The organism is Nonomuraea sp. NPDC004702, assembly GCF_053601695.1.
This window is the reverse complement of sequence record NZ_JBSGCE010000067.1, coordinates 1-24255: the sequence shown is the minus strand read 5'-3', so window position 1 is coordinate 24255 and position 24255 is coordinate 1. Positions and strand designations below refer to the sequence as shown.

General features: G+C 73.8%; 20 protein-coding genes. 9 read left to right on the top strand and 11 right to left on the bottom strand.

The genetic code is table 11. From position 1 onward, the window contains the following. Positions 1 to 30 precede the first annotated feature (30 nt). Genes rfbB through ACWEJ6_RS44850 form a run of 4 tightly spaced genes read left to right on the top strand, consistent with a single transcriptional unit; the run spans position 31 to position 4209 of the window. Positions 31 to 1014: a dTDP-glucose 4,6-dehydratase gene (rfbB, locus tag ACWEJ6_RS44865; RefSeq protein ID WP_352327799.1), complete on the top strand. Its 984-nt coding sequence runs from the start codon at positions 31 to 33 to the stop codon at positions 1012 to 1014. An 18-nt stretch (positions 1015 to 1032) separates the two neighbouring features. After that, entirely contained in the window at positions 1033 to 2304 is a 1272-nt protein-coding gene (locus ACWEJ6_RS44860) for a class I SAM-dependent methyltransferase (protein ID WP_358295601.1), read from the top strand. Between the two features lie 11 nt (positions 2305 to 2315). Then, entirely contained in the window at positions 2316 to 3068 is a 753-nt protein-coding gene (locus ACWEJ6_RS44855; protein ID WP_352359922.1) for a class I SAM-dependent methyltransferase, read from the top strand. Then, positions 3055 to 4209 (top strand): aminotransferase class I/II-fold pyridoxal phosphate-dependent enzyme, encoded by a 1155-nt coding sequence (locus tag ACWEJ6_RS44850; RefSeq protein WP_387673386.1) that lies wholly within the window; start codon positions 3055 to 3057, stop codon positions 4207 to 4209. Before ACWEJ6_RS44855 ends, ACWEJ6_RS44850 begins: the two co-directional genes overlap by 14 nt. A 45-nt stretch (positions 4210 to 4254) precedes the next feature. Here the strand turns inward: ACWEJ6_RS44850 and ACWEJ6_RS44845 are convergent, their stop codons facing one another. Then, positions 4255 to 5586 (bottom strand): MFS transporter, encoded by a 1332-nt coding sequence (locus ACWEJ6_RS44845; protein WP_452431541.1) that lies wholly within the window; start codon positions 5584 to 5586, stop codon positions 4255 to 4257. A gap of 47 nt (positions 5587 to 5633) precedes the next feature. Here ACWEJ6_RS44845 and ACWEJ6_RS44840 point away from each other — a divergent pair, with 47 nt between their 5' ends. Both ACWEJ6_RS44840 and ACWEJ6_RS44835 read left to right on the top strand, forming a co-directional pair. Next, positions 5634 to 6419 carry an SAM-dependent methyltransferase gene (locus ACWEJ6_RS44840; protein ID WP_452431540.1) on the top strand — a complete coding sequence of 262 codons (786 nt, stop codon included), beginning with the start codon at positions 5634 to 5636 and terminating at the stop codon, positions 6417 to 6419. 196 nt (positions 6420 to 6615) lie between these two features. Further along, positions 6616 to 7653 carry a trypsin-like serine peptidase gene (locus ACWEJ6_RS44835; RefSeq protein WP_452431539.1) on the top strand — a complete coding sequence of 346 codons (1038 nt, stop codon included), beginning with the start codon at positions 6616 to 6618 and terminating at the stop codon, positions 7651 to 7653. Positions 7654 to 7673: 20 nt separating this feature from the next. Here the strand turns inward: ACWEJ6_RS44835 and ACWEJ6_RS44830 are convergent, their stop codons facing one another. After that, positions 7674 to 8555: an SDR family NAD(P)-dependent oxidoreductase gene (locus ACWEJ6_RS44830; RefSeq protein WP_452431538.1), complete on the bottom strand. Its 882-nt coding sequence runs from the start codon at positions 8553 to 8555 to the stop codon at positions 7674 to 7676. Positions 8556 to 8741: 186 nt separating this feature from the next. Between ACWEJ6_RS44830 and ACWEJ6_RS44825 the strand changes: the two genes are divergently transcribed. Continuing rightward, positions 8742 to 9398: a TetR/AcrR family transcriptional regulator gene (locus ACWEJ6_RS44825; protein WP_387673373.1), complete on the top strand. Its 657-nt coding sequence runs from the start codon at positions 8742 to 8744 to the stop codon at positions 9396 to 9398. Positions 9399 to 9419: 21 nt separating this feature from the next. Here the strand turns inward: ACWEJ6_RS44825 and ACWEJ6_RS44820 are convergent, their stop codons facing one another. Further along, positions 9420 to 10856, bottom strand: coding sequence for a carboxylesterase/lipase family protein (locus ACWEJ6_RS44820; protein ID WP_452431556.1), 1437 nt, complete (start codon positions 10854 to 10856; stop codon positions 9420 to 9422). Between the two features lie 174 nt (positions 10857 to 11030). Between ACWEJ6_RS44820 and ACWEJ6_RS44815 the strand changes: the two genes are divergently transcribed. After that, complete coding sequence (locus ACWEJ6_RS44815) at positions 11031 to 11567, top strand: RDD family protein (protein ID WP_452431537.1); 537 nt, start codon at positions 11031 to 11033, stop codon at positions 11565 to 11567. Positions 11568 to 11581: 14 nt separating this feature from the next. Here ACWEJ6_RS44815 and ACWEJ6_RS44810 read toward each other — a convergent pair whose 3' ends face one another. The 8 genes from ACWEJ6_RS44810 to ACWEJ6_RS44775 form a co-directional block, all read right to left on the bottom strand. Beyond that, positions 11582 to 12130, bottom strand: a complete 549-nt coding sequence (locus ACWEJ6_RS44810; protein WP_452431536.1) for a GNAT family N-acetyltransferase — start codon at positions 12128 to 12130, stop codon at positions 11582 to 11584. Positions 12131 to 12170: 40 nt separating this feature from the next. Further along, entirely contained in the window at positions 12171 to 13484 is a 1314-nt protein-coding gene (locus ACWEJ6_RS44805; protein ID WP_387673364.1) for a cation:proton antiporter, read from the bottom strand. A 149-nt stretch (positions 13485 to 13633) separates the two neighbouring features. After that, positions 13634 to 14857 carry a cytochrome P450 family protein gene (locus ACWEJ6_RS44800; RefSeq protein WP_387673362.1) on the bottom strand — a complete coding sequence of 408 codons (1224 nt, stop codon included), beginning with the start codon at positions 14855 to 14857 and terminating at the stop codon, positions 13634 to 13636. A gap of 26 nt (positions 14858 to 14883) precedes the next feature. Beyond that, positions 14884 to 16020: a M29 family metallopeptidase gene (locus tag ACWEJ6_RS44795; RefSeq protein ID WP_358295627.1), complete on the bottom strand. Its 1137-nt coding sequence runs from the start codon at positions 16018 to 16020 to the stop codon at positions 14884 to 14886. A gap of 116 nt (positions 16021 to 16136) precedes the next feature. Then, positions 16137 to 17246 carry an NAD(P)/FAD-dependent oxidoreductase gene (locus ACWEJ6_RS44790; protein ID WP_452431535.1) on the bottom strand — a complete coding sequence of 370 codons (1110 nt, stop codon included), beginning with the start codon at positions 17244 to 17246 and terminating at the stop codon, positions 16137 to 16139. Continuing rightward, the gene (locus tag ACWEJ6_RS44785) at positions 17243 to 18253 is read right to left on the bottom strand and encodes a cucumopine synthase-related protein (RefSeq protein ID WP_452431534.1); all 1011 of its coding nucleotides are present in this window, start codon (positions 18251 to 18253) and stop codon (positions 17243 to 17245) included. Before ACWEJ6_RS44785 ends, ACWEJ6_RS44790 begins: the two co-directional genes overlap by 4 nt. Before the next feature lie 274 nt (positions 18254 to 18527). Beyond that, a complete protein-coding gene (locus tag ACWEJ6_RS44780; RefSeq protein ID WP_387673354.1) occupies positions 18528 to 19637 on the bottom strand; it encodes a S1 family peptidase in 1110 nt (369 codons plus the stop codon). A gap of 187 nt (positions 19638 to 19824) precedes the next feature. Further along, complete coding sequence (locus tag ACWEJ6_RS44775; protein ID WP_452431533.1) at positions 19825 to 22989, bottom strand: BTAD domain-containing putative transcriptional regulator; 3165 nt, start codon at positions 22987 to 22989, stop codon at positions 19825 to 19827. A 125-nt stretch (positions 22990 to 23114) separates the two neighbouring features. Between ACWEJ6_RS44775 and ACWEJ6_RS44770 the strand changes: the two genes are divergently transcribed. Further along, on the top strand, positions 23115 to 24215 hold the full coding sequence (locus ACWEJ6_RS44770; protein WP_452431532.1) for an alkene reductase: 1101 nt from the start codon (positions 23115 to 23117) through the stop codon (positions 24213 to 24215). Positions 24216 to 24255 lie beyond the last annotated feature (40 nt).

Here is a 24255-nt window from a genome sequence, read left to right as displayed (position 1 = left end):
CCGTCGACCCCTCAGACAGGAGGCGGACAGTTGCGGATCCTGGTCACCGGCGGCGCCGGTTTCATCGGCTCGGAGTTCGTCAGAGCCACGTTGCGCGACTCGCCGGGCACGCGGGTCACCGTCCTGGACAAGCTCACCTATTCCGGCAACCTGGAGAACCTCGACCCGGTGGCCGGCCACCCGGGGCTGCGCTTCGTGCAGGGCGACACCGCCGACCCGCTCGTGGCCGACGAGGTGGTGGCCGGGCAGGACGCGATCGTGCACTTCGCCGCCGAGACGCACGTCGACCGGTCGATCGTCAGCGCGACCGGCTTCGTGCGCTCCAACGTGCTGGGCACCCAGACCCTGCTGGAGGCGGCCCTGCGGCACGGCGTCGGCCGCTTCGTGCACGTCTCCACCGACGAGGTGTACGGCTCCATCGCCGAGGGCTCGTGGACCGAGGAGACACCGCTCGCGCCGAACGTGCCGTACGCGGCCTCCAAGGCCGGCTCGGACCTGCTCGCGCTGGCCTTCCACCGCACGCTCGGCCTGGACGTCGTGATCACCCGCTGCACCAACAACTACGGCCACTACCAGTTCCCCGAGAAGGTCATCCCGCTGTTCGTCACCAACCTGCTCGAAGGCCGCCGGGTGCCCCTGTACGGCGACGGCGGCAACCGGCGCGACTGGCTGCACGTCTCCGACCACTGCCGGGCCATCCGGATGGTCCTCGACCGCGGCCGGGCCGGCGAGGTCTACCACATCGGCGGCGGCAGCGAGCTGAGCAACCTGGAGCTGACCGCCCGCCTGCTGGAGGCGTGCGGCGCGGGCTGGGACATGGTCGAGCACGTCCCGGACCGGCCGGGGCACGACCTGCGCTACTCCCTCGACATCTCCAAGATCGAGCGGGAGCTGGGCTACGCGCCGTCGGTCGACTTCGAGACCGGGCTGGCCGCGACCGTCGCCTGGTACCGGGACAACCGGTCCTGGTGGGAACCGCTCAAGCACCGCGAGCTCGCCGTGGCCGCCCACTGAAGATCATGAGGAGAAGCCATGCAGGACATTGTCCGACGTCTTGACACGTGCCGGGTCTGCGGGCGCGACGACTGGCTGGAGGTCACCTCCTTCGGGTCCGTGCCGCTGGCCAACGGCTTCCTCGACCCCGCCGACCTCCCGGCCGAGGAGCCCGCCTACCCCGTGGACGTCATCGTGTGCCGCAACTGTCGGCTGATGGCCATCCGGCACGTGATCAGGCCCGACGTGCTGTTCCGGCACTATGTGTACGTCACCTCCGAGTCCGACCAGATGACCGGCCACATGCGGCGCATCGTCGGCTGGTGCACCCGCCGGGCCGGGCTCGCGCCGGGCGAGCTGGTCGTCGAGCTGGGCAGCAACGTCGGCCTGCAGCTCGCGCTCTTCCAGGAGCAGGGGCAGCGGGTCGTCGGCGTGGACCCGGCCGAGAACCTGGCCGAGATCGCCAACGCCCGCGGCGTGCGCACGCTGCCCGAGTTCTTCGGCGCCGACCAGGGCCGCCGCATCCACGCCGAGCAGGGCGAGGCCAAGCTGGTGCTCGGCCGCCAGTGCTTCGCCCACATCGACGACGTGCACAACGTGCTGGACGGCGCCACCGCCGTGCTGGCCCCCGACGGGCTGGTCGCGATCGAGGTCCCGTACCTGCTGGACCTGCTGGAGGAGAACCAGTTCGACACGATCTACCACGAGCACCTGTCGTACTACTCGGTCACCACGCTGAGCCATCTGTTCGCGCGGCACGGCCTGCGCATCGTGGACGTCGAGCGGGCGGCCGTGCACGGCGGCTCGATCGTCGTCTTCGCCGCCAGGGAGGGCTCGGCCCACCCCGCCCGCCCCTCCGTGAACCGGCTGCTGTCGCTGGAGCGGCAGAGCGGCCTCGACTCCGACGAGGCCTACCTGGCCTTCGCCGAGCGCGCCCACCAGGTGATCAAGCAGATCGGCGACCTCGTGCGCGACCTGGCCGGCCGCGGCCTGACCGTCGCCGGGTACGGCGCGCCGTCCAAGGGCACCACCCTGCTGCAGTTCTGCGAGCTCGGCCCGGCCGAGGTGCGCTTCTGCAGCGACACCACCAGCCTCAAGCACGGCCGGCTGCTGCCCGGCACCCGCATCCCCTGCCGCTCGCCCGAGCAGGCCCGCGACCAGCAGCCCGACTACTACCTGCTGCTCGCCTGGAACTACGCCGACGAGATCATCTCCAAGGAGCAGGACTTCCTGCGCCGCGGCGGCAAGTTCATCATCCCCATCCCGCAGCCGAGGGTCGTGACGGCCGAGCCCGTCCCGGCGGTGGCCTGAAGGAGATCTGCATGGAATACGGATCCGACCACGCCGAGTACTACGACCGCGTCTTCCGCAGCCGCGGCAAGAGCTTCGAGGGCGAGGCCCGGGAGCTCGACCGGATCATCAGGGAACGGTCGCCGCACGCGGCCTCGCTGCTCGACGTCGCCTGCGGCACCGGCGCGCACCTGGAGACCTTCGCCAAGCTCTTCGACCACGTCGAGGGGGTCGAGCTGTCGCCCGACATGCGGGAGGTCGCCGGACGGCGGCTGCCCGGCGTGCCGCTGCACGCCGGCGACATGCGCACCTTCGACCTGGGACGCACCTTCGACGCCGTGACCTGCATGGGCAACGCCGTCGGCGAGCTGGGCTCCTACGACGAGCTGGTGGAGGCCGTCGGCCGGATGGCGGCCCACCTGGCGCCCGGCGGCGTCCTCGTCGTCGAGCCCTGGTACTTCCCGGAGAACTTCCTGGACGGGCACGTCGGCGGCCACACGCTGGTGGAGGAGGGGCTGGTCATCTCCCGCATGACGCACTCGCGCAGGGAGGGCGGCAAGAGCCGGCTGGAGGTGCGGTTCAGGGTTGCCGACGCCTCGGGTTTCAAGGAGTTCGCCGAGGTCCTGTACTCCAGCCTGTTCACCTGCGACCAGTACCTGGAGGCGTTCGCCAAGGCGGGCTGCCGGGCCGAGTTCCGGCCCGCGTTCAAGCTGGCCGACGGCCGGCCCAACAGCCCCGGGCTGTTCGTCGGCGTGCGCGAGGAGGCCGGCGATGGCCTTCGGTGAGCCCCTCGTCGTCGGGCGGCCGAACGCGGGGGAGCGGGCGCGCCTGCTGGAACGGCTCGGCGGCGTGCTCGACCGGCTCTGGCTGACCAACAACGGCCCGCTGGTGCGCGAGTTCGAGGCGCGCCTGGCCGACCTGACCGGCGCCCGGCACGCCGTGGCGACCTGCAACGCCACCACCGGCATCCAGATCGCGGCCAGGGCCGCCGGGCTGCGGCCGGGCGACGAGGTGATCGTCCCCTCCTTCACGTGGGTGGCCACCGCCCACGCGCTGGAGTGGATCGGCATCGTCCCGGTCTTCTGCGACTCCGACGAGATCACCGGCAACGCCGACCCCGACCACGTCGAGCGCCTGATCGGCCCGCGCACCCGGGGCATCCTCGGCGTGCACGTCTTCGGCTACCCGTGCGACGTGGACGCCCTGGAGCGCCTGGCCCGCGCGCACGGGCTCGTCCTGCTGTTCGACGCGGCGCACGCGCTCGGCTGCACCTACCGGGGCAGGCCGATCGGGACGTCCGGGGACGCCGAGATCTTCAGCTTCCACGCCACCAAGTTCGTCAACAGCGTCGAGGGCGGCGCGATCGTCACCGACGACGACGACCTGGCCGCGCGGGTCAGGGAGCTGCGCAACCAGGGCATCGACGCGGCCGGGCAGATCTCCGGGGCCGGCACGGTGGCCCGGATGAGCGAGTTCCACGCGGCCATGGGGCTGACCTCGCTGGAGGCCATCGACACGATCGTCGAGGCCAACCGGCGCAACCAGCGGGTCTACGAGGAGCTGCTCGCCGGGCTGCCGGGCGTCGTGGTGCGCGGCCAGGCGCCCGGCGAACGGGCCAACTTCCAGTACCTCGTCATCGAGGTGGACGAGGCCGTCGCCGGCGTGTCGCGGGACGCGGTGCTGGAGGCGCTGCTCGTGGAGAACGTGCACGCGCGCCGCTACTTCTCCCCGATCTGCCACCAGGTGGAGCCGTACCGGTCGGACCCGGGCAGGCACTTCCCGCTGCCCCTGCCCCGCGCCGAGGGCCTGGCCGCCCGCGTCCTGTCCCTGCCGACCGGTCCCACGGTGGACGCCGGGCACATCGCCGGCATCTGCCGCGTCGTCCGGGAGACGGTCCGGGCGGCCGACCGCCGGCTGGTCGCCTGACCCGCGACGAGGGCGCCTCCTTGACGGGGCGCCCTCGTTCTCCGGTCAGGCCGTACGGCTGGGTTCCGCCTCGGGGACGGGGGTCACGCGGTGGCGGACGGCCAGGCCGAACAGGGCGACCAGCAGGCCGCACGCGCCCGCCAGCGCGAAGGGGGCCGCGGGCCGCCACAGGTCGTAGAGCCAGCCGCCGACGCCGGAGATGACGAAGATGCCGATCGCGCCGCAGAGCGTCTGGACGCCGAAGCTGGAGCCCCGGTAGCGGGCCGGCACCTGCTGGGCCAGCAGCGGGCCCGCCGTGGTGATGACGCCGATCTCGCCCAGCCCGACGGCCGCCGCCACCAGCATCATCCCCGGCCCGAGCGGGTCGCTGACCAGCAGCGTCGACAGGTACGCGGCCCCGGCCAGCGCCTGGGCCAGGATCACCACGTCCTGCCGCCGCATCCGGTCGCCGAGCCAGCCGAACAGCGGCGCGCCCACCACGATCACCATGTAGGCGATGCCCACGATCGCGCCGCTCTTGGCCAGGGCCTCGGTGGCGGACATGCCGCGCACGGCCTTGGCGTAGTCCACGATCCACAACGACAGGAAGCTCGCCACCAGCGCCAGGTCGGCCCTGGCCACGAAGGACGCCGCGTACGACAGCGCCACGCCGGGGTCGCGGGCCAGCCGCACGCCCTCGACGACCAGCCGGCCCAGCCCGGCCCGCTCACCGGCCTGCCGCCCGGCCGAGTGCCCGGCGGGCGGCTCGACGGACGTGGCCAGGCCGGGGGCCAGCGTGCCGCGCAGGGCCAGTGCGCCCAGCAGCACCAGCCCGGCGACCACCAGGAAGCCCACCTTGGCCGCCGTGGCCGGGGCCATGCCGCCGCCCTCCAGCATGTTCGGCAGGCGTACCAGCACCAGCACCGCGATCACCGCGCCGATGCCGCTGAACAGGCCGAGCCAGCCGTAGGCCTTGCCGCGCGCGCGGTCGCGCACGTAGTCGGCGGTGATCGCCGACATGGTGACGTTCAGGGCGGCGATCCCCAGGGCGAACACGACCCGCAGGGCGACCAGGACGGCGACGTTGCCCGCGAACGGGTAGAGCGCCGCGCCCAGGGCGCACAGCAGCAGCCCCGCCACGGCGACCGGTCGGAGGCCGATCCGGTCGGCGAGCGCGCCGTACCAGGCCAGGCTCAGGATGAGCGCCGCCTCCGCGGCGACCTGGAGGTAGCCGGTCGTGCGGCCCAGGTCGTCGCCGGACAGCCCCAGCGCGTCGGTGAGCAGGTACGGCTGGGCGGCCGGCAGGAACGTGATGACCGCCGTGCCGAGGAGCCCGAGCCCCATGCATGCCCAGAGGTTGGTCCTGCTGATCCCCGTCGCGGGGTCGAGACCTAACATGGCAGAGATCATCCCAACGCCAGCCCTAGATCGTCTAGGTTTGGCACATGATGAGTGACCGAGTCCCGCCGGGCGTCAGCGCCGCGGTGCCCAACGTGGCGCGGATGTACGACTACTACCTCGGCGGGAAGGACAACTTCGCGTCCGACCGGGCCGCCGCGGAGAAGGTGCTGTCGATCATCCCCGAGATCAGGGGCGACGCCCGCAACAGCCGGGCCTTCCTGCAGCGCGCCGTGCGCCACCTGCGGCAGGCGGGCGTCGACCAGTTCCTCGACATCGGGTCGGGGCTGCCGACCGCGGGCCACGTGCACGAGGTGATCGAGGGCGCGAAGATCGTCTACGTGGACAACGACTCGGTCGTGCTCACCCACTCCCGCGCCCTGCTCGGCCACTCGCCCGACGTCACCGTCCAGGAGGGCGACCTGCGGCGGCCGGAGGCCGTCATGGAGCGGGCGGCGGAGGTGCTGGACTTCTCCCGGCCGGTCGCGCTGCTGGTGGTCTCGCTGCTGCACTTCGTCACCGACGCCGAGGACCCGGTGGGCATCGTCCACCGGTACCGCGACCTGCTGCCCGCGGGCAGCCACATCGTGCTGACGCACGTCGCCCCCGACACCATGCCCAGCAAGGCCGACGACGTCAGCGCCGTCTACCGCAACGCGACCTCGCCGTTCACGGCCCGCAGGCGGTCGGTGTTCGCCTCCATGCTGGACGGCTTCGACCTCCTGGAGCCGGGCGTCGTCAACACCCGCGAGTGGCGTCCCGACCCCGACACCGACCCGTCCCCGATCGACGGCGACTACCACCTGTGCGCGGTGGGCCGCAAGCGGTCCTGACCCGCGCGGCTTCCCTCCGACGTGGCCCATCACCTCCGGGTGGTGGGCCACGCGTGTTTCTGCCCGCCCCACCGTTTCGAACATGTGATCTAAAACTTGTGGGCTTCCGTCGTCGGCCATGCTTACGATCTTGGTGTTCGCCGGCCGGGCCGTCCGGCCGGCCAGACCGGACGGAGAGATGTCCTTGAGGCGTGCAATGATCGCGTCAGCCGCCGCGCTGAGCCTGCTGACCCCCGTCGTCGTGGCCGGGCCCGCGCGGGCGGCCACCGTCGCGACGGTCCCGCTGGCCACCGCCGTGGACAAGGCCAGGGAGGTGGCCGGGTTCTGGCTCGCCGACGACGCGGCCAACCTGCGGGCCGCCACGCCGTACACCGTGCTGGCCGCGGCGATGGGGGGCGAGCGCCTGTCCACCGGCGTCGTCCCGGACGGGCCCGCGGTCAGCACCCCGCCGATCGGGGCCGAGAACCCGCCGCCCGGCGACGAGGTCGTGACGTCCGGCAAGGTGTTCTTCATCGGCAGCGACGGCCTGCCCCACTGGTGCACCGGCACCTCGGTGCAGTCGGCCTACCGCAACCTGGTGGCCACCGCGGGCCACTGCGTGTTCGACGTCGAGGCCCCGATGGGCGCGCTCGGCAAGTGGGTCTTCGTCCCCGCCTACTCCGACGGCGCCACCCCCTACGGCCTGTACGTCGGCAAGCAGGGCATCACCCACTACGACTTCGAGGACCTGCACGACTTCGACCGCGACTACGCCTTCGCCACCGTCTACAGCGGCGTCGTCCTGTCCGCCCCGGACACGCTGACCACCGTCGGCCGCCTCGGCGACAACGTCGGCGGCCTCGGGGTCGCGGCCAACCAGCCGCTCCCGCCCGCGGCCGACGTCTTCGGCCACCCCTCCGGGCCGCACCCCGACGGCTCCGGCCCGTATACGGGCCGGAGCCTCGAACGCTCGACCGGGCCGACGTTCGCGGTCAAGCCCTCCGGCCTGCGCGCGGACCGGCCCGTCGGCGTGGACTCGCCGTTCACGGCCTCGCCCGGGGCGGCGTGGGTGACCGGGTACGACGCCGAGACCCGCGCCGGCCACCTGACCGGCCTGACGATCAGCGTCGCCGACACCGACGCCGACGGGCGGTACGACACCGGCATCTCCCCGTACTTCGACACCGGGCTGTTCCAGGTCTACCGGGACGCGGCCAACCGCTGGACCGGCTCCATCACGTACGTCACCGGCTGACCCGGCCCGCGCGGACCGGGTCAGGAGCTCGCGGCCCGGACCGCGCCGGCGTCGCTCGCGGCGGCGTCCGGCAGGCCGTGGGCCTCGGCGGACAGGTCCTGCCACTCGTCCCACAGCCTGAGCCGGTCGGCGTACGCCTGCCGGACCATCGGGTAGAAGCCCTGCCCGAACAGCACGCGCAGGGGCGGGTTCTCGGCGTCGACGAGCTTGAGCAGAGCCCGGGCGGCGGCCGAGGGGTCGCCGGCCGGCTGCTTGCCCGTCATCGAGGCCAGGCGCCGGCGCAGGCCGTCGTAGGCCGGGTCCGGCGTGGCCAGGTGACCGTTGGCGAGCGGGTCGGGGTTCTTGCCGTTCCGGGTGGCGAAGCCGCCGGGCTCGACGATGGTCACCTTGACGCCGAACTCGGCGACCTCGCCGGCGAGCGCCTCGTTCAGCCCTTCCAGAGCCCACTTGGAGGCGTGGTAGGCGCCGCCGAGCGGAACGGCGATGAGCCCGGCGGCCGAGGACAGCTGGATGATGTGGCCGCTGCCCTGGGTGCGCAGGTGGGGCAGGACGGCCTGGACCACCCACACCGCGCCGAACAGGTTGGTCTCCAGCTGGTCGCGCAGTTCCTGCTCGGTCAGCTCCTCGACCGCGCCGACCTGGGCGTACCCGGCGTTGTTGACGACGACGTCCAGGCGGCCGAAGTGGTCGACGGCCCGCCGCACCGCCTCGGCGACGGCGGCCCTGTCCGTGACGTCCATCGCCAGCGGGAGGATCGCCTCGCCGTAGGCCGTCACCAGGTCCTGGAGGCCGTCGACGCGGCGCGCGGTGGCGGCCACCCTGTCGCCGCGGGAGAGCGCGGCCTCGACGAACTCGCGGCCCAGGCCGCGGGACGAACCGGTGACGAACCAGATCTTGCTCATGATGACCTTCTGTTCTTCCGTTGCTGGTTGCCGGGCACGGGACATCGCGCCGGGATCTTTTCCCTGTTGTGCACTGATTGCACTGCCGTGCAGCGACTGCACATAGATATACTCAGGTCGCGAGTGGTCGTCAACACGGCCGCACACCGAACCTGACCGGCGGCCCAAGGAGTGACAGGCGGCATCATGACCAGTGACGATCCGGTCCGCGGCGGCGGACGCGAAGCGCAGCGGCGCCGCACCCGTAAGGCGATCATCGACGCGGCGATCCGGCTGAGCGCGGGGGGCGCGACCCCGTCCATCGACGAGGTCGCGGCCGCCGCCGACGTGTCCCGCCGCACGGTCTACATGTACTTCCCGACCCTGGACCACCTGCTGATCGACGCGACCGCGGGTGCGATCAACGATCCGCCGGTCGAGCAGGCGCTGGCCGACCCCGCGCTGGCCGGCGACCCCGCCGCCCGCGTCGACGCCCTCATCCGGACGCTGCTGGAGCACTCCCCGCAATCGCTGCCCCTCGGGCGGCGGCTGATCCGCCTGACCGTCGACCTGCCGGGGGGCGGCTCGCCGGGGGCGCCTGCCCCGCGCCGTACCCAGCGGCGGGTGGGCTGGCTGGAGCAGGCCTGCGCGCCGCTGCGCGCCACCCTGAGCGAGGAGGCGTTCCAGCGGCTGATCTCGGCCCTGACCGTCGTGGTCGGCTGGGAGGCGCAGATCGCCCTGCGTGACGTCCGCGGCCTGGACGCCGAGGCCGAACAGGAGGCCGTCCGCTGGGCCGCGCGTGCCCTGGTGAACGCGGCCATCAGCGAGAACGGCCGCGGGCCCGGCGCCGGCGGGAGTGCCTGAGGCGCCGGGCCGGGGCGTCGTTCAGTCGATGACGGCGATGCCGGCGGCGGACCAGAGCGCCCTGGACGACGCCTCGGGGTCGGCCACGTCCGAGGAGCGCACGTCGAAGACGTGGGTGACGGCCTTGTCCGGTTCGTGGCCGGGCCAGCCGGGGTCGCCCGTGGCCGCGAACCGGGTCCAGGCGGTGCGGAACTGCCGCGAGAGCGCCTCGGCCTCCGGGACGCCGCCGGTCAGCATCATGGCCAGCGGCGTGTCCAGGGTGCCGAAGGTCAGCGGCACGTCCAGGCCGTGGCAGGCGCCCAGCGGGGTGGGCGACCAGGCCAGCTCGTAGGCGAAGGTCCGCCCGCGATGCGCGTCGGCCAGCAGCGCGCTCGGCATCCTGAACAGCCAGTCGGACATGAGCGTGCCGTACAGCCGCCGCGCGGACGCCCCGGGGAGGGCGGCGCGGTAGGCCGCGTCCGCGCCGGGCGGGGCGAGCGCCGCGAGGGCCGCGTCGAGCCGGGCGGGCAGATCGGCCTCCGGCCGCGGGTCCATCGACAGGAAGAGGTCGAACTCGTCCCTGGTGAAGCCCACGATCAGGTCGACGTCCCGGGCGGCGCCCCCGGCCAGGGCCGGCCACGGCGGCGAGGGCAGGACCTCGCCGTCCACGACCGGCATGAACGGGACCGACGCGAACGCCAGCCGTCCCCATCGTCCGGGGAAGGCCGGGAAGTCCTCGGCGGCCACCGCGCTCCCCGCCGCGAGCAGCTCCTCCGGCGCGCTCTCGGACGGCGCCGCGCCGCCCAGCCGCTCGACGACGGCCGCGGTGACGCGGGCGGCCCGCTCGGGGGTGAGGAACAGGCCGGGCACGCTCTGCGCGATCGCGCGCCGGAACAGGCCGGCCGCCGAGGGCATCGTCAGCAGGCAGGCGACCGAGCCCGCGCCGGCCGACTCGCCGAAGATCGTGACGTTTCCCGGGTCGCCGCCGAACGCGGCGATGTTCTCCTGGACCCAGCGCAACGCCGCGACCTGGTCGAGCAGCCCCCGGTTCGGCGGCGCGCCGTCGATCTGGCCGAAGCCCTCCATGCCGATCCGGTAGTTGAACGAGACCACGACCACGCCCTCGCCCGCCAGCGTCCGCCCGTCGAACTCCGGCAGGTCGGACGAGCCGGTGACGTACGCGCCGCCGTAGATCCACACCATCACCGGCAGGCCCGACCCGCCGGGGTCGGGCGACCACACGTTGACGGTGAGGCAGTCGAGCCCGCCGGCGGAGCTCCACGCCGGCATCCCGGGGACCACCGCCTGCTGCGGCGGCCGGGGGCCGAAACCGGTGGCGTCGCGGGTGCCGTCCCAGGGGTCGGCGGGCGCCGGGGCGGCCATCCTGAGGGATCCGAAGGGGCTCTTCGCGAACGGAATGCCCCTGAAGACGGCGATGCCGTGCTCGTCGGTCCCGCGTACCCTGCCTGCGGTCGTCATCGTCACCACTGACCATCTCCTTCCCGCGGGCCTGTGCCCGTCGGCAGTGTCGATGTTGAACGATAGAGCCTGTGTTGGTCGGCATAGATTTGAGGGTCCCCCCTCATCCTCCGCCTGGTCGCCGCCGTGCGAGGATCGGGCTCCCTTGTGTGTGCGGGTCATGGAGGCGACGCGTTGCTGAACGAGCGGGAGCGGACGCGCGGCGGCCGGGCGGCGTTACGTCCGAGGCTGGTGGCGGCCGGCTGGGACTATCTCGTGATCGCCGCCTGGCTGACGGCGCTGGCCGCGGTGTTCGTCCCGCTGAGCCGCGCGGGAGCGGGGTTCGGCGGGCTCGGCGCCCTGGGCACCGACCTGCTGATCACCGCGCTGAGCGTGCTGCCTGTCGGGGCGTACCTGGTCATGGGGGAGGCGGGGCGGCGGCAGGCCACGTGGGGCAAGCGGCGGGCGGGCCTCGTCGTGGCCATGGCCGGCGGGGGGCGGCCCGGCGTGGCGCGGATCGTGGCGCGCGCCCTGGTGAAGCTGCTTCCGTGGCAGTGCGCTCACATGGCGGTCTCCCGGCTGGTCCGCGAGCCGGAGTCGGCCGTCGCCATGCCCCTTCTGGTCGCGGCGTACGCCCTGGCCGGGGCCTCGGTCGTGCTGGTGCTGACCCGCCGCGACCGGGCCGCCCTGCACGACCTCGTGACGGCCACCCGGGTGGTGCCGGCGCCCTGACGCCCCTCCGACGGTCAGACCTCCGGCAGGGAGGGATCGGGCTGCCAGGGGCTCGGCGCGGTGATGGACCAGCGTTCGTGGTCGCGCCAGGCGCCGTCGATGTAGAGGTAGTCGGGCGACAGCCCCTCGTAACGGAAGCCCAGCCGCCGGGCCAGGGCCAGGGACGCCTTGTTCGCCGGCTGGATGTTGGCCTCCAGGCGGTGCAGCCGCAGGTCGCCGAACGCGTGCCGCAGGGCGAGGGTGAGCCCGTCGGTCATGTAGCCGCGGCCGGCGGACGGGGCGAAGGCCGCGTAGCCGAGGGACGCCCCCTGGTAGCGGCCCCGGATGATCGAGTTGATGTTGACCGTGCCCGCCGCGGCGCCGCTCTCCCGGACGCGGATCAGGAAGCCCAGGTTGAGGCCGTCGTCGAAGCGGCGCATCCAGGTCCGGAACTCCTCGGCGGTCGAGGGCAGTTGCATCCACGGCCGGTGCAGTTCGGCGCTGGCCCGGACGAGCGAGCAGAACTCGTCCTGGTCGGAGAGGGTGAGCGGGTGCAGCTCCACCCGTGACGGCATTTCGGACATGGGGCAACTTTAGGGCGTGCCGTGCGAGTCGTCGTCCCCGTCAGCTCGCCGTGGTGGTCCAGGCGCGGTGGGCCGTCTCGCGGATCTCCTCGTCGGCGGTCTGCTCGACCCGGGCCATCGCCGCGCGCAGGATGGGCGGCGTCATCAGCGAGGTGACGATCGCGACCAGCACCACCAGCGTGTACGCCTCGACGCTGAGGATGCCCAGCCGCAGGCCGACCATGGCCACCACCACCTCGATCACGCCGCGCGCGTTGAGCCCGGCGCCCAGGGCCAGCGCCTCCCAGCGGTTGAGCCGGCTCAGCCGGGCGCCGGCGTACGCGCCGACGAACTTGCCGACGATCGCGACGGCCAGCACCGCGAGCCCGGCCAGCAGCACCGGCGGGCGGGTCAGCGCCGTCAGGTCCATCCGCAGCCCGGCGGTGGCGAAGAAGACGGGGGCGAAGCCGTACAGCGTCACCGTGCGCAGCGGCGCCAGCCGGGCCGGGTCCACCCGTCCCGCGCCGCCGATGAGCATGCCCATCACGAACGCGCCGAAGACCGACTCCAGGCCGAGCGCGTGCGTCCCGGCCGAGGCCAGCACGATCAGCATGATCGCCATGCCGACCGTCGGGCCCGCCTCGGGCGACCGGGCCGCCAGCCGCATCGCGCCGCGCACCAGCGGACGCCCGACGGTCAGGGCCACCACGACGATGGCCACCAGGTAGGCCAGCGAGGTGAGCACGGTGCCGGTGCTGACCGCGTTGACGGCCATGGCGCTGACGATCGAGAGCATGAACCAGCCGAACGCGTCGTCGATCATCCCGGCGGTGAGCGTGAGCTGGCCGATGTTGCGGTGCAGCAGCCGCATGTCCATCAGCGTCTTGGCCAGCACGGGGATCGCGCTCACGCACATCGCCACGCCCATGAACAGCGCGAACACCGTCGCGTCGGTGCCGTCGGGGACGATCATCCGGGGCAGCAGGAACCCGGTGGCGATGCCGAGCCCGAGCGGGATGACCAGGCCGCCCACGCTGATCCCGGCCGCGGTGGCCGCCCGCCGGCGCACCAAATTCAGGTCCATGTGGATGCCGGTCAGCCCGACCAGCAGCAGCACGCCGACCTGCCCGACGGCGTCCAGCAGGTGGAACTGGCCGGGGTCGGCGGGGAAGAGCCAGCGCTGGAGGTCCGGCGCGACGTGCGCCAGGATCGACGGCCCGAGCACGACCCCGGCGAACAGCTCGCCCACCACGGCGGGCAGCCGGAACCGGGCCGCCAGCGCCCCGAGCCCCAGGGCCAGGCCGAGCAGCACTCCGATCTGCAACAGGAACACGAGCATGCCGTGCGCGCCGATGGGGGCGATGGGCGTCTGCATGAATACCCCTGGAGGTCGATCCTGGTTTCCGAACCCGGATATTCAGCAAAGAACGCCCGGCGCGGACGCCGCAACGGACCCGTTCACATGCGGCAATCTCCGAGAAGGCAGCCCATGAAGATCCGCACGCACGGAGAAACCGGCGGAGCTCAGCCGGTGGCGCGCGGGCCGAGCAGCACCGGCAGCGCGCGCACGCCGTTGTCCAGCAGCGAGGTGAGCCGGGGCAGGTCGTCCAGCGGCCCGGCGGCCCGGATGCCGGGGAACGTCGCGAACAGGGCCGGCAGCGCCACCTCGGCCTGCAGCCGGGCCAGCGGCGCGCCCAGGCAGAAGTGCGGCCCGTGCCCGAACGCCAGATGCGGCACGGCCGGCCTGGTCACGTCGAAGTCGGCGGCGTTCTCGCCGAACCGCTCGGGGTCGCGCCCGGCGGCGGAGAAGCAGGCCAGCACCGCCTCGCCCGCCCGCAGCCGGACGCCCTCGATCTCCAGGTCCTCCATGGCGTAGCGCATCGGGAAGTAGGCGTTGGGCGACTCCCAGCGCAGCGCCTCCTCCACCGCCGCGCTCCACGGCACGGCCCCCGAGCGCAGCAGTTCGAGCTGCTCGGGCCGGCCCAGCAGGGCGCGCACGGCGTGCGCGATGAGGTTGATCGTCGTGACGTGGCCGGCGATCAGCAGCACCTGCACGGTGTCCCGCAGCTCGGCGTCGTCCAGCCGGCCCTGGGCGTGCAGCGCGATCAGCTCGCTCGTCAGGTCCTCGCCGGGCGTGCCGCGCCGCACCTCGATGATCTCCCCGACCAGCTCGAACAGCGCCCTGCGACCCTCCGGGCTGTCCGGCGGGCTCTGGTCGAGCTGCACCACCTCGTCGGTGAGCGCGCGCAGGCGCTCGCGGTGGGAGTCGGGCACGCCCAGCATCTCGACGATGACGCGCAACGGCAGCGGGTAGGCGTACTCGGCGCGCAGGTCGACCGGCTCGCCCGGCGGCCGGGCCGCCAGGTCCTCCAGCAGGTCGCCGACGATGGAGGTGATCCACGGCTCCATCCGCTGCACCTGGCGCGCGCTGAACAGCTTGACCAGCGGGCCGCGCAGCCGCCGGTGGTCCTCGCCGTCGGCGTTGAGCATGGACGCGTCGGTGACGAGCCGCATCAGCGACGTGCCCTGAGGGGCCGCGGCGCGGGCCTTCGGGTCCCAGTACCGGATGTCGCGCGTCATCGCCGGGTGCGACAGCACCGCCTCCAGCGTGGCGTGGCTGGTGGCGGCCCAGGCCAGCACCCCCTCCACCCGGACCGGGACGAGCGGGCCGGCCCGGCGCAGCCGCTCGTCGCTGTCGTGCAGGTCGAGGGTGGCCGGGTCGAGGACGAACTCGGGTTCCATGGTCATCCTGTCTGTCTGGTGCGGTCGGGCGGTCATCGGCTCGACGTCGCCCCGCTGTAGCGGCGGGGGAGGACCATGACCGGGTTGTCGTCGAGGATCACGTCCGGCGGCCCGAAGCGTTCGGCCACCCGGCGGATCTCGGGGTCGTCGAGCAGCAGCAGCCGGCCGTCGAGGACGAGCGGCTCGTCGTCGGCGTACAGGGTGGGCCGGTCGACCTGGCAGTCGCAGTGGGCGAAGCCGGGCGCGGTGGTGACGGCCACGCCGTCGGTGAGCGCGTCGAGCCCGCAGTAGAACGCGCCGGCGTGCTTCTCCCGCTCGAACTGGCTGCCGCCGGCCACCCGCACCTTCGGGTTCAGCCCGATCAGGGCGTGCCGCAGGTAGAAGCCGCCGGGGGAGAAGCGGCGCAGCCGGTCGGCGGCCGTCCCGCCCTCGATCTTCTGCACGACGTTGCCGGCCAGGTGGACGCTCAGCGGCTCCTCGGGCACGCCGGTCACCGTGCAGTCCTCGACGACGAGCACGCCCTCGGTGTCGGCGGGCCAGAAGTTGACGCCGCCGTACGGGAAGGGCCGCCACTGGCCGGGGCCCGGCGGCTCGGCGTCCGGCATGAGGGTCAGCCCGGACAGCGTCAGGTCCGTGCCGGCCGTCGAGGTGACCCGGATCCTGGTGGTCGCGGCCAGCTTCTCCAGCGTGCGGTGCGCCAGGGCGTAGAAGACCTCGTTGGGCAGGCGCGCGCCGGTGAGCAGCGCGCCCGCCGTGGCGCTCATGTGCAGGGACGCGAACCTGACCGGCAGCGCCGCGATCTCGTCGAAGAACAGCGGCGCGGTGTGCACCTCGCCCCACCAGGTGCAGGCGATGACGACGTCGGACGCCCCGACCGCCGCCCGCTCGACGTGGTGCCCGGCCCCGCTGTCCCAGCCGCCCGGGCTGAACGGCGCCACCGACAGGATGTGCACGTCGGCGTCCCGGTAGGCCGCCGCGGCCGCGATGGCCTGGACGACCACCGGGTCGACGGTGTGCTCGGCCAGCACCAGCACCCGCTCGCCCGGCGCCACCCGCAGGTAGTGCACCAGGTTGCGGGCGCCGGGCATGAGCTCGACGATCGAGTACGGCGCGGCCGTCGGCTCGGCCGCGTAGCCGACGGGCGCCGTGGCGTACGGATTCGTGGTCATCGTTGCCTCCCCCGGAGCCGGTCGTACCCGCTGCCGTGCCAACCCGCGGCAACGCCACGCCTCGATCACGGAAAGGATGCGGCGTCGGCGCGGGCGGCACGAGTCCGGGCGCGGTGTCAGCGCGAGCGTCGCCGCGACCCGGCCGACAGCTCGATCGGGTCGAAGCCGAACGCGTCCGCCGGGTCGTGGCCCAGGTACAGGTCACGGACCAGCTCCCCGGCCGCCGGGGCGTTGCACAGCCCGTGGCCGGAGAACCCGGTGGCGTACAGGAACGCCGGCGATCCGGGCAGCCGGCCGATGAAGGCCGACCGGTCGGGGCTGGCGTCCCTGGGGCCGCGCACCGCCGTCTCCAGCCCGGACAGGTCCAGGTCCGGGTACGTGGTGGCGAGCTGGGCCCTGGCCTTGACGAACCAGGCGTCCCGGTCGGTGCCGGGGTTGCCCATGCCGATCAGGATCCGGTCGCCGCGCCGGCGGATCAGCAGCCCGCTGGCGGCGTGCAGGGTGACCGGCATGTCCGGCACCTCGGGCAGCGGGCCGGTGGTGAGCAGTTCCTGCACCGCCGGCCCGGTCAGCGGCAGGTCCACGCCCGCCGCCGAGGCGATCCAGCCCGACCAGGCGCCGGCCGCGCACACGATCGCCTGCGCGGTGAGCGTGCCGTCCGCGGTCTCGACCCGTCCGGTGGCCGGATCGACGGCGGTGACCGGGCAGCCGGTGCGCAGCGAGGCCCCCGCCCGCGCCGCGCCCTCCGCGTACGCCTCCACGATGGCGGCCGTGTCGCTCACGAACGCCTGCGGCGACCACGCGGCCGCCAGCAGCGACGGCTCCTCGACCAGCGGGTTGAGCCGCCGGGCCGCCTCCGCGCCGATCAGCGACACGTCCACGCCCGCGGCCCGCTGCGCCGGCAGCTCGGCCTCGAACCTGTTCACCTGCTCCCGTTCGGTGAACAGCACGAGGTAGCCCACCTGCCGCATCGGCAGCTCGGCGCCGGGCCAGCGCGGGAACGACTGGTAGGCCGACAGGCTGCGCACCGCCATGGCGGAGCTGACCGGGTCGCCGGAGAAGTAGGCGCGCAGCACGTCCGCGGTGGCCCGCGAGGCGCCGGAGGCCAGGTCGTCGCGTTCCAGGACGACGGTCTCGACCCCCGCCTCGGCCAGGTGGGCCGCGATCGACAGGCCGATCACGCCGCCGCCGATGACCACCACCTCGGCCCGGTCGGCCTGGCTCATGCCGGGGCCACCGTCCCGCCCTGGAAGGGAGCCAGCATCGAGCCGGAGATCGGGGCCACCGAGCCGTCCGCGCGCAGGTGCTCGTCGACCTGCCACGGGAAGAGCTGGAGGTTCCAGGCGCCCAGGCAGTTGACGTACAGGGCCATGTGGCTCATGAGCGCGACGAAGTCCTCGCGGTCCTGGAGCTGGTCGGCGACCTCCAGCGCGCGCTCGGTGAACTGGTGCAGCTTGTTCAGCCCGCAGTAGCCGAGGAACTCGGCCGGGGTGGCGGCCATGATGCGCGCCATCTGCTGCAGGAACTCCAGCGGGAGCTGCTGCTGCTGGGCGGCCCTGACCAGGCCGGAGTAGCAGCAGTAGCCCAGCGGGCGGGTCTCGCCGTTGACGAACAGCATCGTGGTCAGCGTGGTGCCGAAGCTGCCCGCGCCCGAGGCGATCCGGCCCTCGTGCAGGTCGACCAGCTCCTGGGGCGGGTCGAGCCAGATGCGCTCGATCTCGTCGTGCAGCTCGGCGAGGAGCTGCTCGGCCGCGGTGTGCCGGGCCGTCGGGCGGCGCAGCTGGTGGCCGCCGCCGTCGCCGGCCCTGCGCACCTCGACGATCACGGGCTCGCCGCCGGAGTACACCGACTGCCAGACCGCCTTCCCGGCCTCGGCGAGCGCGTCGAGGTCCTCCTCACGGACGGTGCCGATGGGCGTGGCGGGCATGGGCTCGCTCAGCGGGCCGTACTTGATGCCGAGGTGCTGGAGACGGGAGCAGAACACCGATCCGTCGGGCGCGATCCGCCGGTCGATCTTGTGGACGCCCGGGACGTGCAGCAACTCGGGCATCGGGGCCAGATGGTAGAGGTGGTGGCCCGCCACGAGGGCGTGGCCTTGCAGGCTGCGGTAGGGCAGGGTCCGCCACAACGCGTCGGCGAGGTCGCGGTTGCGTCCGTCAAGGTCTGCTGTGACCGATACGCCGATGGTGGGCCAGAGAATTTCGATCTGCCGCTCAGTGGCCGATTTGTTCATAACGCGGACAGTAACACAGCCGTTACGACCCGTAATGGAGGGGGTCGGACGGCGACCGGAGGGGGAATTGTCCGGAAAGAGGGCGCCATGGGCGGTCGTCGCGCGCGCCGGCGGAGGAAGTTTGGCGCCCCAGCCGTTGCCGACTGGGGCGATGCCCACATTAGGGCGTTTTGTCTGTTTTGTATAGGTTCTTTTACGCGAACGTGCGGGCCGCGCCTGCACGCGACCCGCACGCGACCGCACAGAGATCGGCTCACCCGCTGTCAGCGGCCGATCAGAAGACGTTCACCCCGTAGGCGCTCAGCGCCTCGGTGACCGGCTGGAAGAACGTCGTCCCGCCGCTGGAGCAGTTGCCGCTGCCGCCGGAGGTCAGGCCGAGCGCGACGCCGCCGGAGAACAGCGCGCCGCCGCTGTCGCCGCCCTCGGCGCAGACGTTGGTCTTGATCATCTGGCGTACGGTGCCCTCGGCGTAGTTCACGGTGGCGTTGAGCGCCGTCACCGAGCCGCTGTGCACGTGCGTCGTGCTGCCGCTGCGCTGCACGGACTGGCCGACGTAGGCGTTGCCCGCGCTGGTGATGTCACGCGAGCCGCTGTAGAGGTCCACGCCGCCCGGGTGGGCGATGCTGGTGTTGGTGTACTTGACGATGGCGTAGTCGTTGCCCGGGAAGCTGGATCCCGTCGTGTTGCCCAGGGTCGTGGTCTTCGCGGAGTTGGCGTACCACGTGGAGGCGATGTTGCCGCAGTGGCCGGCGGTCAGGAAGTAGTAGGTCGAACCGCTGACCACGTTGAAGCCCAGCGAGCAGCGGTACTGGCCGCCGTAGATCGCGTCGCCGCCCTGGATGAAGAGGCTGAACCTGCCGGGCTCGTTCTCGACGCGCACCGCGGGCGTGGCCGCCTCGGCGCTCTGGCCCTGCGCGGCGGCCGCCTGGGTGTTGGCCTGCTGGACCGCGATCTGGACCTTGGTGCGCGCGCTGCTCGCGACGGTGCTGTCCACCCAGACGACGACCTGGTTGGAGGCCGGGTCGACGGCCCACGCGGTGCCGGGGACGGCGGCCGTGCGGTCGAGGAAGGACATGATGGCGTCGAGCGCGGGGCCGCTGCGGGACACGACACGCGGCACGGCGCCCGAGGCGGTGATGGCCTCGGCGTCGGCCGGATCGGTGGTGGTGACCACCATCTTGCCCTGTGCCTGGTCGAAGTAGGAGCCGGCGGTGCGGGCGCCGAGCTGCCCCTCCAGCCTGGCCGCGGCGGCGGCCGGGTCGGCGGCGGGCTGGGCCGGCGCGGGCGATGCCTGGGCGGGTACGCCCGTGACCGCGCCGGTGAGGAGTCCGGCGGTGGCGACGATCAGTGCGGCGCGCCGGATCCGTAAGCCATGGATGCTCACTGGAGCCTCCTGAGGGTGGGGTGACTTGCCCGCAAATATGAACAAAATCCCCAAGGAGGGCAAGGGGCTGTCATACTGATTTTTTGACCGGGAGTAATAGCTCAAGGAAGGGGCGCGGCCACCTCAGGCGCGCTGCTGACCTGGCGTTATGTTCCGGCACATGAGATCGCATCGGCCCGAGCAGGACTCATGAAAAGTTCGACCCGGCATTTTCGGCGATGTCAAGAAAGTTGTTTGTGCCGTGCAGGAACGTCGCGGCGAAGACGTCCCGGCCCAGCACGGCGACGGCGGACGCGGTGATCCGCTCCACGTCGCCGCGTTCGGCGGCCGGCAGCGGGGCGCCCACGCTGCCGCGCAACCCGTCGGCCGCGCCGAGCAGCAGCGCGGCCCGTTCCGCCGCCCCGGCCAGCGCCGCCGCTCCGGCCAGACCCTCCAGGGAGAGCGCCAGGGTCCGGGGCTCACCGGTCGAGCGGGCGATCTCCAGGCCGCGCCGGTGGCTCGCGGCGGCCGACTCGTGATCGCCGCGCAGCTCGGCCACGAACCCCAGCTCGGCGTGGACCAGGTGCGCGCCCGCGGGTGAGGAGGGATAGACGTCGCGCAGGCGGGCCAGGAAGGACTCGGCGGCGTCGAGATCCCCGGACCGCCGGGCGCCGAGAGCCAGGCCCATCACCGCGTGCACCTCGCCGTAGAGGTGGCCCTGCCGCGCGGCCAGGTCCCGTGCGCGCTCGTGCAGGTCGCGGGCGCGGTCCCAGTCGCCGGCCAGCAGCGCCAGGCGGCCGAGCCCGGAGTGGCGGACCGACAGCTCGCCCGCCAGGCCCAGCTCCTCGGCGATGCGCAGACCCTCCTCCTGGAGCCGGGCCGCCTCGGCGTGGTCGCCCTTGATCTCGGCGACGGACGACAGCGGCGGCACGGTCTGCAGCTCGCCCCAGCGGTCGCCGAGCTCGCGGAACAGCTCCGCGCCGCGGCGGGCGTCCCGGTCGGCTCCGGCCAGGTCGTCGCGGAGCATCGCGTGCGTGGCGCGCAGGGCCAGCGTGGCGGCGGTGGTCCACCGGTCGCCGGACGCGGCGGCCACGTCGAGCGCGCCCGTGCCGGGGTCGCCGGCGTTGAACCGGGCGTAGGCGTACAGCCAGGCCAGATGTCCCGGCACGGCCGCGCCGTCCGGGGCGGGAACGTCGCAGGACGCCGGGCCGGGGCGCTCCCCGGTCAGCAGCAGGAACGCCGCGTGGGCCACCTGCGCGCCGGCCGACCCGGGGGCCAGGGCGCACACCCGCGCCAGGCTGCGGCGGCCCTCGTGCAGCCGGCCGCGCAGCAACCACCACCACGACAGGGCGGCGGCCAGGCGCCCGGCCAGGACGGCGTCACGGGTCCCGACCGCCGCCTCCAGCGCCGCGCGCAGGTTGGCGGCCTCGGCGTCGAGCCGGGCCAGCCACTCCCGCTGGCCGGGGCCGCGCAGCTCGGGCTCGGCGCGCTCGGCCAGGTCCGTGTAGTAGCGCAGGTGCCGGCCGCGCGCCTCGCCGAGGTCGTCGGCCTCGCCCAGACGTTCGGCGGCGTACGCGGCGACCGACTCCAGCAACCCGTACCGGGGGCCTGCGGGGCCGTCGGTCATCACGGCGAGTGAGCGGTCGACCAGCCTGGTGACCAGGTCGAGGACCTCCGCGGTGACCACGCCGTCACCCGGGCACACCGCCTCGGCGGCCTCCAGCGTGCAGCCGTCGCGGTGGACGGCCAGGCGGCGCAGCACGACGCGTTCGGGCGTGCTGAGCAGCTCCCAGCTCCAGTCGATCACCGCGCGCAGCGTCCGCTGCCGCTCCGGCGCGCCGCGGCGTCCGCGGGTGAGCAGCGCGAACCTGTCCTCCAGCCGCACCGCCAGCTCCCGTACGCCGAGCCCGCGGACCCGGGTCGCGGCCAGTTCGAGCGCGAGCGGCAGGCCGTCGAGGCGGCGGCAGAGCTCGGCCACCAGCTCGCGGGTCTCGTCGTCGGGGGAGAAGCCGGGCGCGGACGCGGCGGCGCGCTCGACGAACAGCCGGACCGCGTCGGCCGGCCGCAGCGGCTCGACCAGGAACACCCGCTCACCGGCCAGGTCGAGCGGCTCGCGGCCGGTGGCCAGGATCCGCAGCCCGGGCGCGGCGGCCAGCAGCCCGGCGGCCAGGCCGGCGGCGGCCTCGACGACGTGCTCGCAGTTGTCCAGCACCAGCAGGATCTCGCGCTCGCGCAGGGCGGCGGCCAGCCGCGCCCCGGGCGTCCCGGCCGCCGGGCCCGCGCCGAACGCGGGGGCGTCGTCGCGGACGTCGAGGACGGCGGCGACGTGCTGCGCCAGATCGCCGGCATCGCCGCGCCACCCGGCCAGCTCCACCAGCCACACCCCGTCGCCGAACCCCTGGGGCCCGTGGGCGGCCCGGCGGGCGGCCTCCAGCGCCAGACGCGTCTTGCCGACCCCGCCGGGACCGGTCAGGGTCACCAGCCGGACGTCCCCGAGCAGCCGGCCCACCTCGGCGACCGCCGCGTCCCGCCCGACGAGGTCGCCGAGCGGCGCGGGCAGGTTCGTCCGCGCCTCCCGGCCGGGCTCCGCGACGCCGCCCGCGACCGGGCGAACGGGTCCCCCGGCGCTCGCGGTGGGCAGGAGGGCGGGATCCTGGCGGAGGATGGCCTCGAACAGGGCGGTCAGGGCGGGGGACGGGTCGACGCCCAGCTCGTCGGCGAGCCGGTCGCGCAGGTCGCCGTAGGAGGCGATCGCCTCGCTCTGGCGCCCCGCCACGTACAGGGCGCGGAGCTGGACGGCGCGCAGCCGCTCCCGCAGCGGATGGCGGGCCACCAGCCCCGCCAGCTCGCCGGCCAGCAGCAGGTGGTCGCCCGCCGCCAGCCGCGCCTCCGCCTGCTCCTCCAGCACGGACAGGCGCTCCTCCGCCAGCCGCCGCGCCGCGACCCGCGCGAACTCCTCGTCGGCGACGTCCGCGAACGCGGGCCCGCGCCACAGCCCGAGCGCCTCGGTCAGCAGCGCGGCGCGCTCGCGCGGGTCGCCGGCCGGGCGGGCCAGGGTGACCAGGGACCGGAAGCGCGCCGCGTCCACCTCGTCGGACGCCTCCAGCCGCAGCCGGTACCCGGCCGCCTGGTACGGCACCCGGTCGCGCCCCAGGGCCGCGCGCAGTCGCGACACCTTGGCCTGCAACGCGTTGCCGGCCCGCCCCGGCGGCTCGTCGCCCCACAGGTCGTCGATGAGCCGGTCGGCCGACACCGGCCGCCCCTCGTGGACGAGCAGGTCGGCGAGCAGGGCCCGGACCTTGCTCTCGACGATCTTGACGGGCCGCCCCTCGTCGTCCCACACGGCGAGCGGGCCGAGTACTGCGAACCGCATGGGAGAACCGTACACACGCCCCGGAGGAGGACCGTCAGCAGATCGTCAGGATCCCCGCAGCGCCCGGGTGCAGAGTTCGGTCACGGATCACGGCGATCCGCTTCGTACAGATCGGAAGCACTGACATGTCCGGCACGTCACCCCTGTTCCAGCCCACGACGCTCGGCTCGCTGAGCCTGCCCAACCGCCTGGTGATGGCGCCGATGACGCGCAACCGCGCCGCCGCGGACGGCACGCCCACCGGCCTCATGGCCGAGTACTACGCCCAGCGGTCGGCCGCCGGGCTGATCATCGCCGAGGCCACCACGCCCAACGCCGTCGGCCAGACCTACCCGAACATCCCCGCCCTGCACCTGCCCAGGCACGTGGCCGGCTGGCGGCGGGTCACCGAGGCGGTCGCCGAGGCCGGCGGCCGGATGTTCGTGCAGCTGCAGCACGGCGGCCGGATCGGCCACCCGGCCAACAGCGGCCTGCGGCCCGTCGCGCCGTCCCCGGTGGCCTTCCCCGAGCCGGTCGCCACCCCGGACGGGAACCGCCCGGCCGTCGTGCCGAGGACGATGAGCCTGGACGAGATCGAGTCCACCGTGGCCGACTTCGCCGCCGCCGCCCGCCGGGCCGTGGACGCCGGCTTCGCCGGGGTGGAGGTGCACGGCGCCAACGGCTACCTCATCCACCAGTTCCTGGCCGACGGCACCAACCACCGCACCGACGCCTACGGCGGCTCGACGGCCCGGCGCATGCGCTTCGCCGTCGAGGTGGTGCGCGCGGTCGCCGCCGCCGTCGGGCCGGAACGGGTCGGGCTGCGGCTGTCGCCCGGGTTCCCCGGACAGGGGATGAGCGAGAGCGACACCGACGTGCTCTACCCGGCGCTCGTCGAGGAGCTGTCCGGCCTCGGGCTGGCCTACCTGCACCTGGTGTGGGCCAAGCCGGACCAGCCGCTCTACCGGCGGCTGCGCGCCGCCTGGCCGGGCGCGCTGATCGCCAACCCGGCCCAGCCGTGGCCGGGCCCGCTGCCCGCCGACGGCGGCCGGCGCGAGGCGGAACGGCTGCTCGACGCGGGCGCCGACCTGGTGTCGCTCGGACGGGCCTTCCTGGCCAACCCCGACCTGCCCGAGAGGCTGGCCGCCGGGGCCGCGCTCAACCCCGTCCGCATCGAGCACTGGTACGGCGGCGACCACACCGGCTACACCGACTACCCGACCCTGCGCCAGCCTGCGCCGGCCTGAGACCACCTGCTCGCACCGGCGGCGTGGCCGCGGCTCCCAG

Excerpts from the sequence above, each read along its gene's own strand:
- ACWEJ6_RS44860 (WP_358295601.1), top strand. The coding sequence starts at position 1,033 with ATGCAGGACATTGTCCGACGTCTTGACACGTGCCGGGTCTGCGGGCGC.
- ACWEJ6_RS44855 (WP_352359922.1), top strand. The coding sequence starts at position 2,316 with ATGGAATACGGATCCGACCACGCCGAGTACTACGACCGCGTCTTCCGC.
- ACWEJ6_RS44850 (WP_387673386.1), top strand. The coding sequence starts at position 3,055 with ATGGCCTTCGGTGAGCCCCTCGTCGTCGGGCGGCCGAACGCGGGGGAG.
- ACWEJ6_RS44845 (WP_452431541.1), bottom strand. The coding sequence starts at position 5,586 with ATGTTAGGTCTCGACCCCGCGACGGGGATCAGCAGGACCAACCTCTGG.
- ACWEJ6_RS44840 (WP_452431540.1), top strand. The coding sequence starts at position 5,634 with ATGATGAGTGACCGAGTCCCGCCGGGCGTCAGCGCCGCGGTGCCCAAC.
- ACWEJ6_RS44835 (WP_452431539.1), top strand. The coding sequence starts at position 6,616 with ATGATCGCGTCAGCCGCCGCGCTGAGCCTGCTGACCCCCGTCGTCGTG.
- ACWEJ6_RS44830 (WP_452431538.1), bottom strand. The coding sequence starts at position 8,555 with ATGAGCAAGATCTGGTTCGTCACCGGTTCGTCCCGCGGCCTGGGCCGC.
- ACWEJ6_RS44825 (WP_387673373.1), top strand. The coding sequence starts at position 8,742 with ATGACCAGTGACGATCCGGTCCGCGGCGGCGGACGCGAAGCGCAGCGG.
- ACWEJ6_RS44820 (WP_452431556.1), bottom strand. The coding sequence starts at position 10,856 with ATGACGACCGCAGGCAGGGTACGCGGGACCGACGAGCACGGCATCGCC.
- ACWEJ6_RS44810 (WP_452431536.1), bottom strand. The coding sequence starts at position 12,130 with ATGTCCGAAATGCCGTCACGGGTGGAGCTGCACCCGCTCACCCTCTCC.
- ACWEJ6_RS44805 (WP_387673364.1), bottom strand. The coding sequence starts at position 13,484 with ATGCAGACGCCCATCGCCCCCATCGGCGCGCACGGCATGCTCGTGTTC.
- ACWEJ6_RS44800 (WP_387673362.1), bottom strand. The coding sequence starts at position 14,857 with ATGACCATGGAACCCGAGTTCGTCCTCGACCCGGCCACCCTCGACCTG.
- ACWEJ6_RS44795 (WP_358295627.1), bottom strand. The coding sequence starts at position 16,020 with ATGACCACGAATCCGTACGCCACGGCGCCCGTCGGCTACGCGGCCGAG.
- ACWEJ6_RS44790 (WP_452431535.1), bottom strand. The coding sequence starts at position 17,246 with ATGAGCCAGGCCGACCGGGCCGAGGTGGTGGTCATCGGCGGCGGCGTG.
- ACWEJ6_RS44785 (WP_452431534.1), bottom strand. The coding sequence starts at position 18,253 with ATGAACAAATCGGCCACTGAGCGGCAGATCGAAATTCTCTGGCCCACC.
- ACWEJ6_RS44775 (WP_452431533.1), bottom strand. The coding sequence starts at position 22,989 with ATGCGGTTCGCAGTACTCGGCCCGCTCGCCGTGTGGGACGACGAGGGG.
- ACWEJ6_RS44770 (WP_452431532.1), top strand. The coding sequence starts at position 23,115 with ATGTCCGGCACGTCACCCCTGTTCCAGCCCACGACGCTCGGCTCGCTG.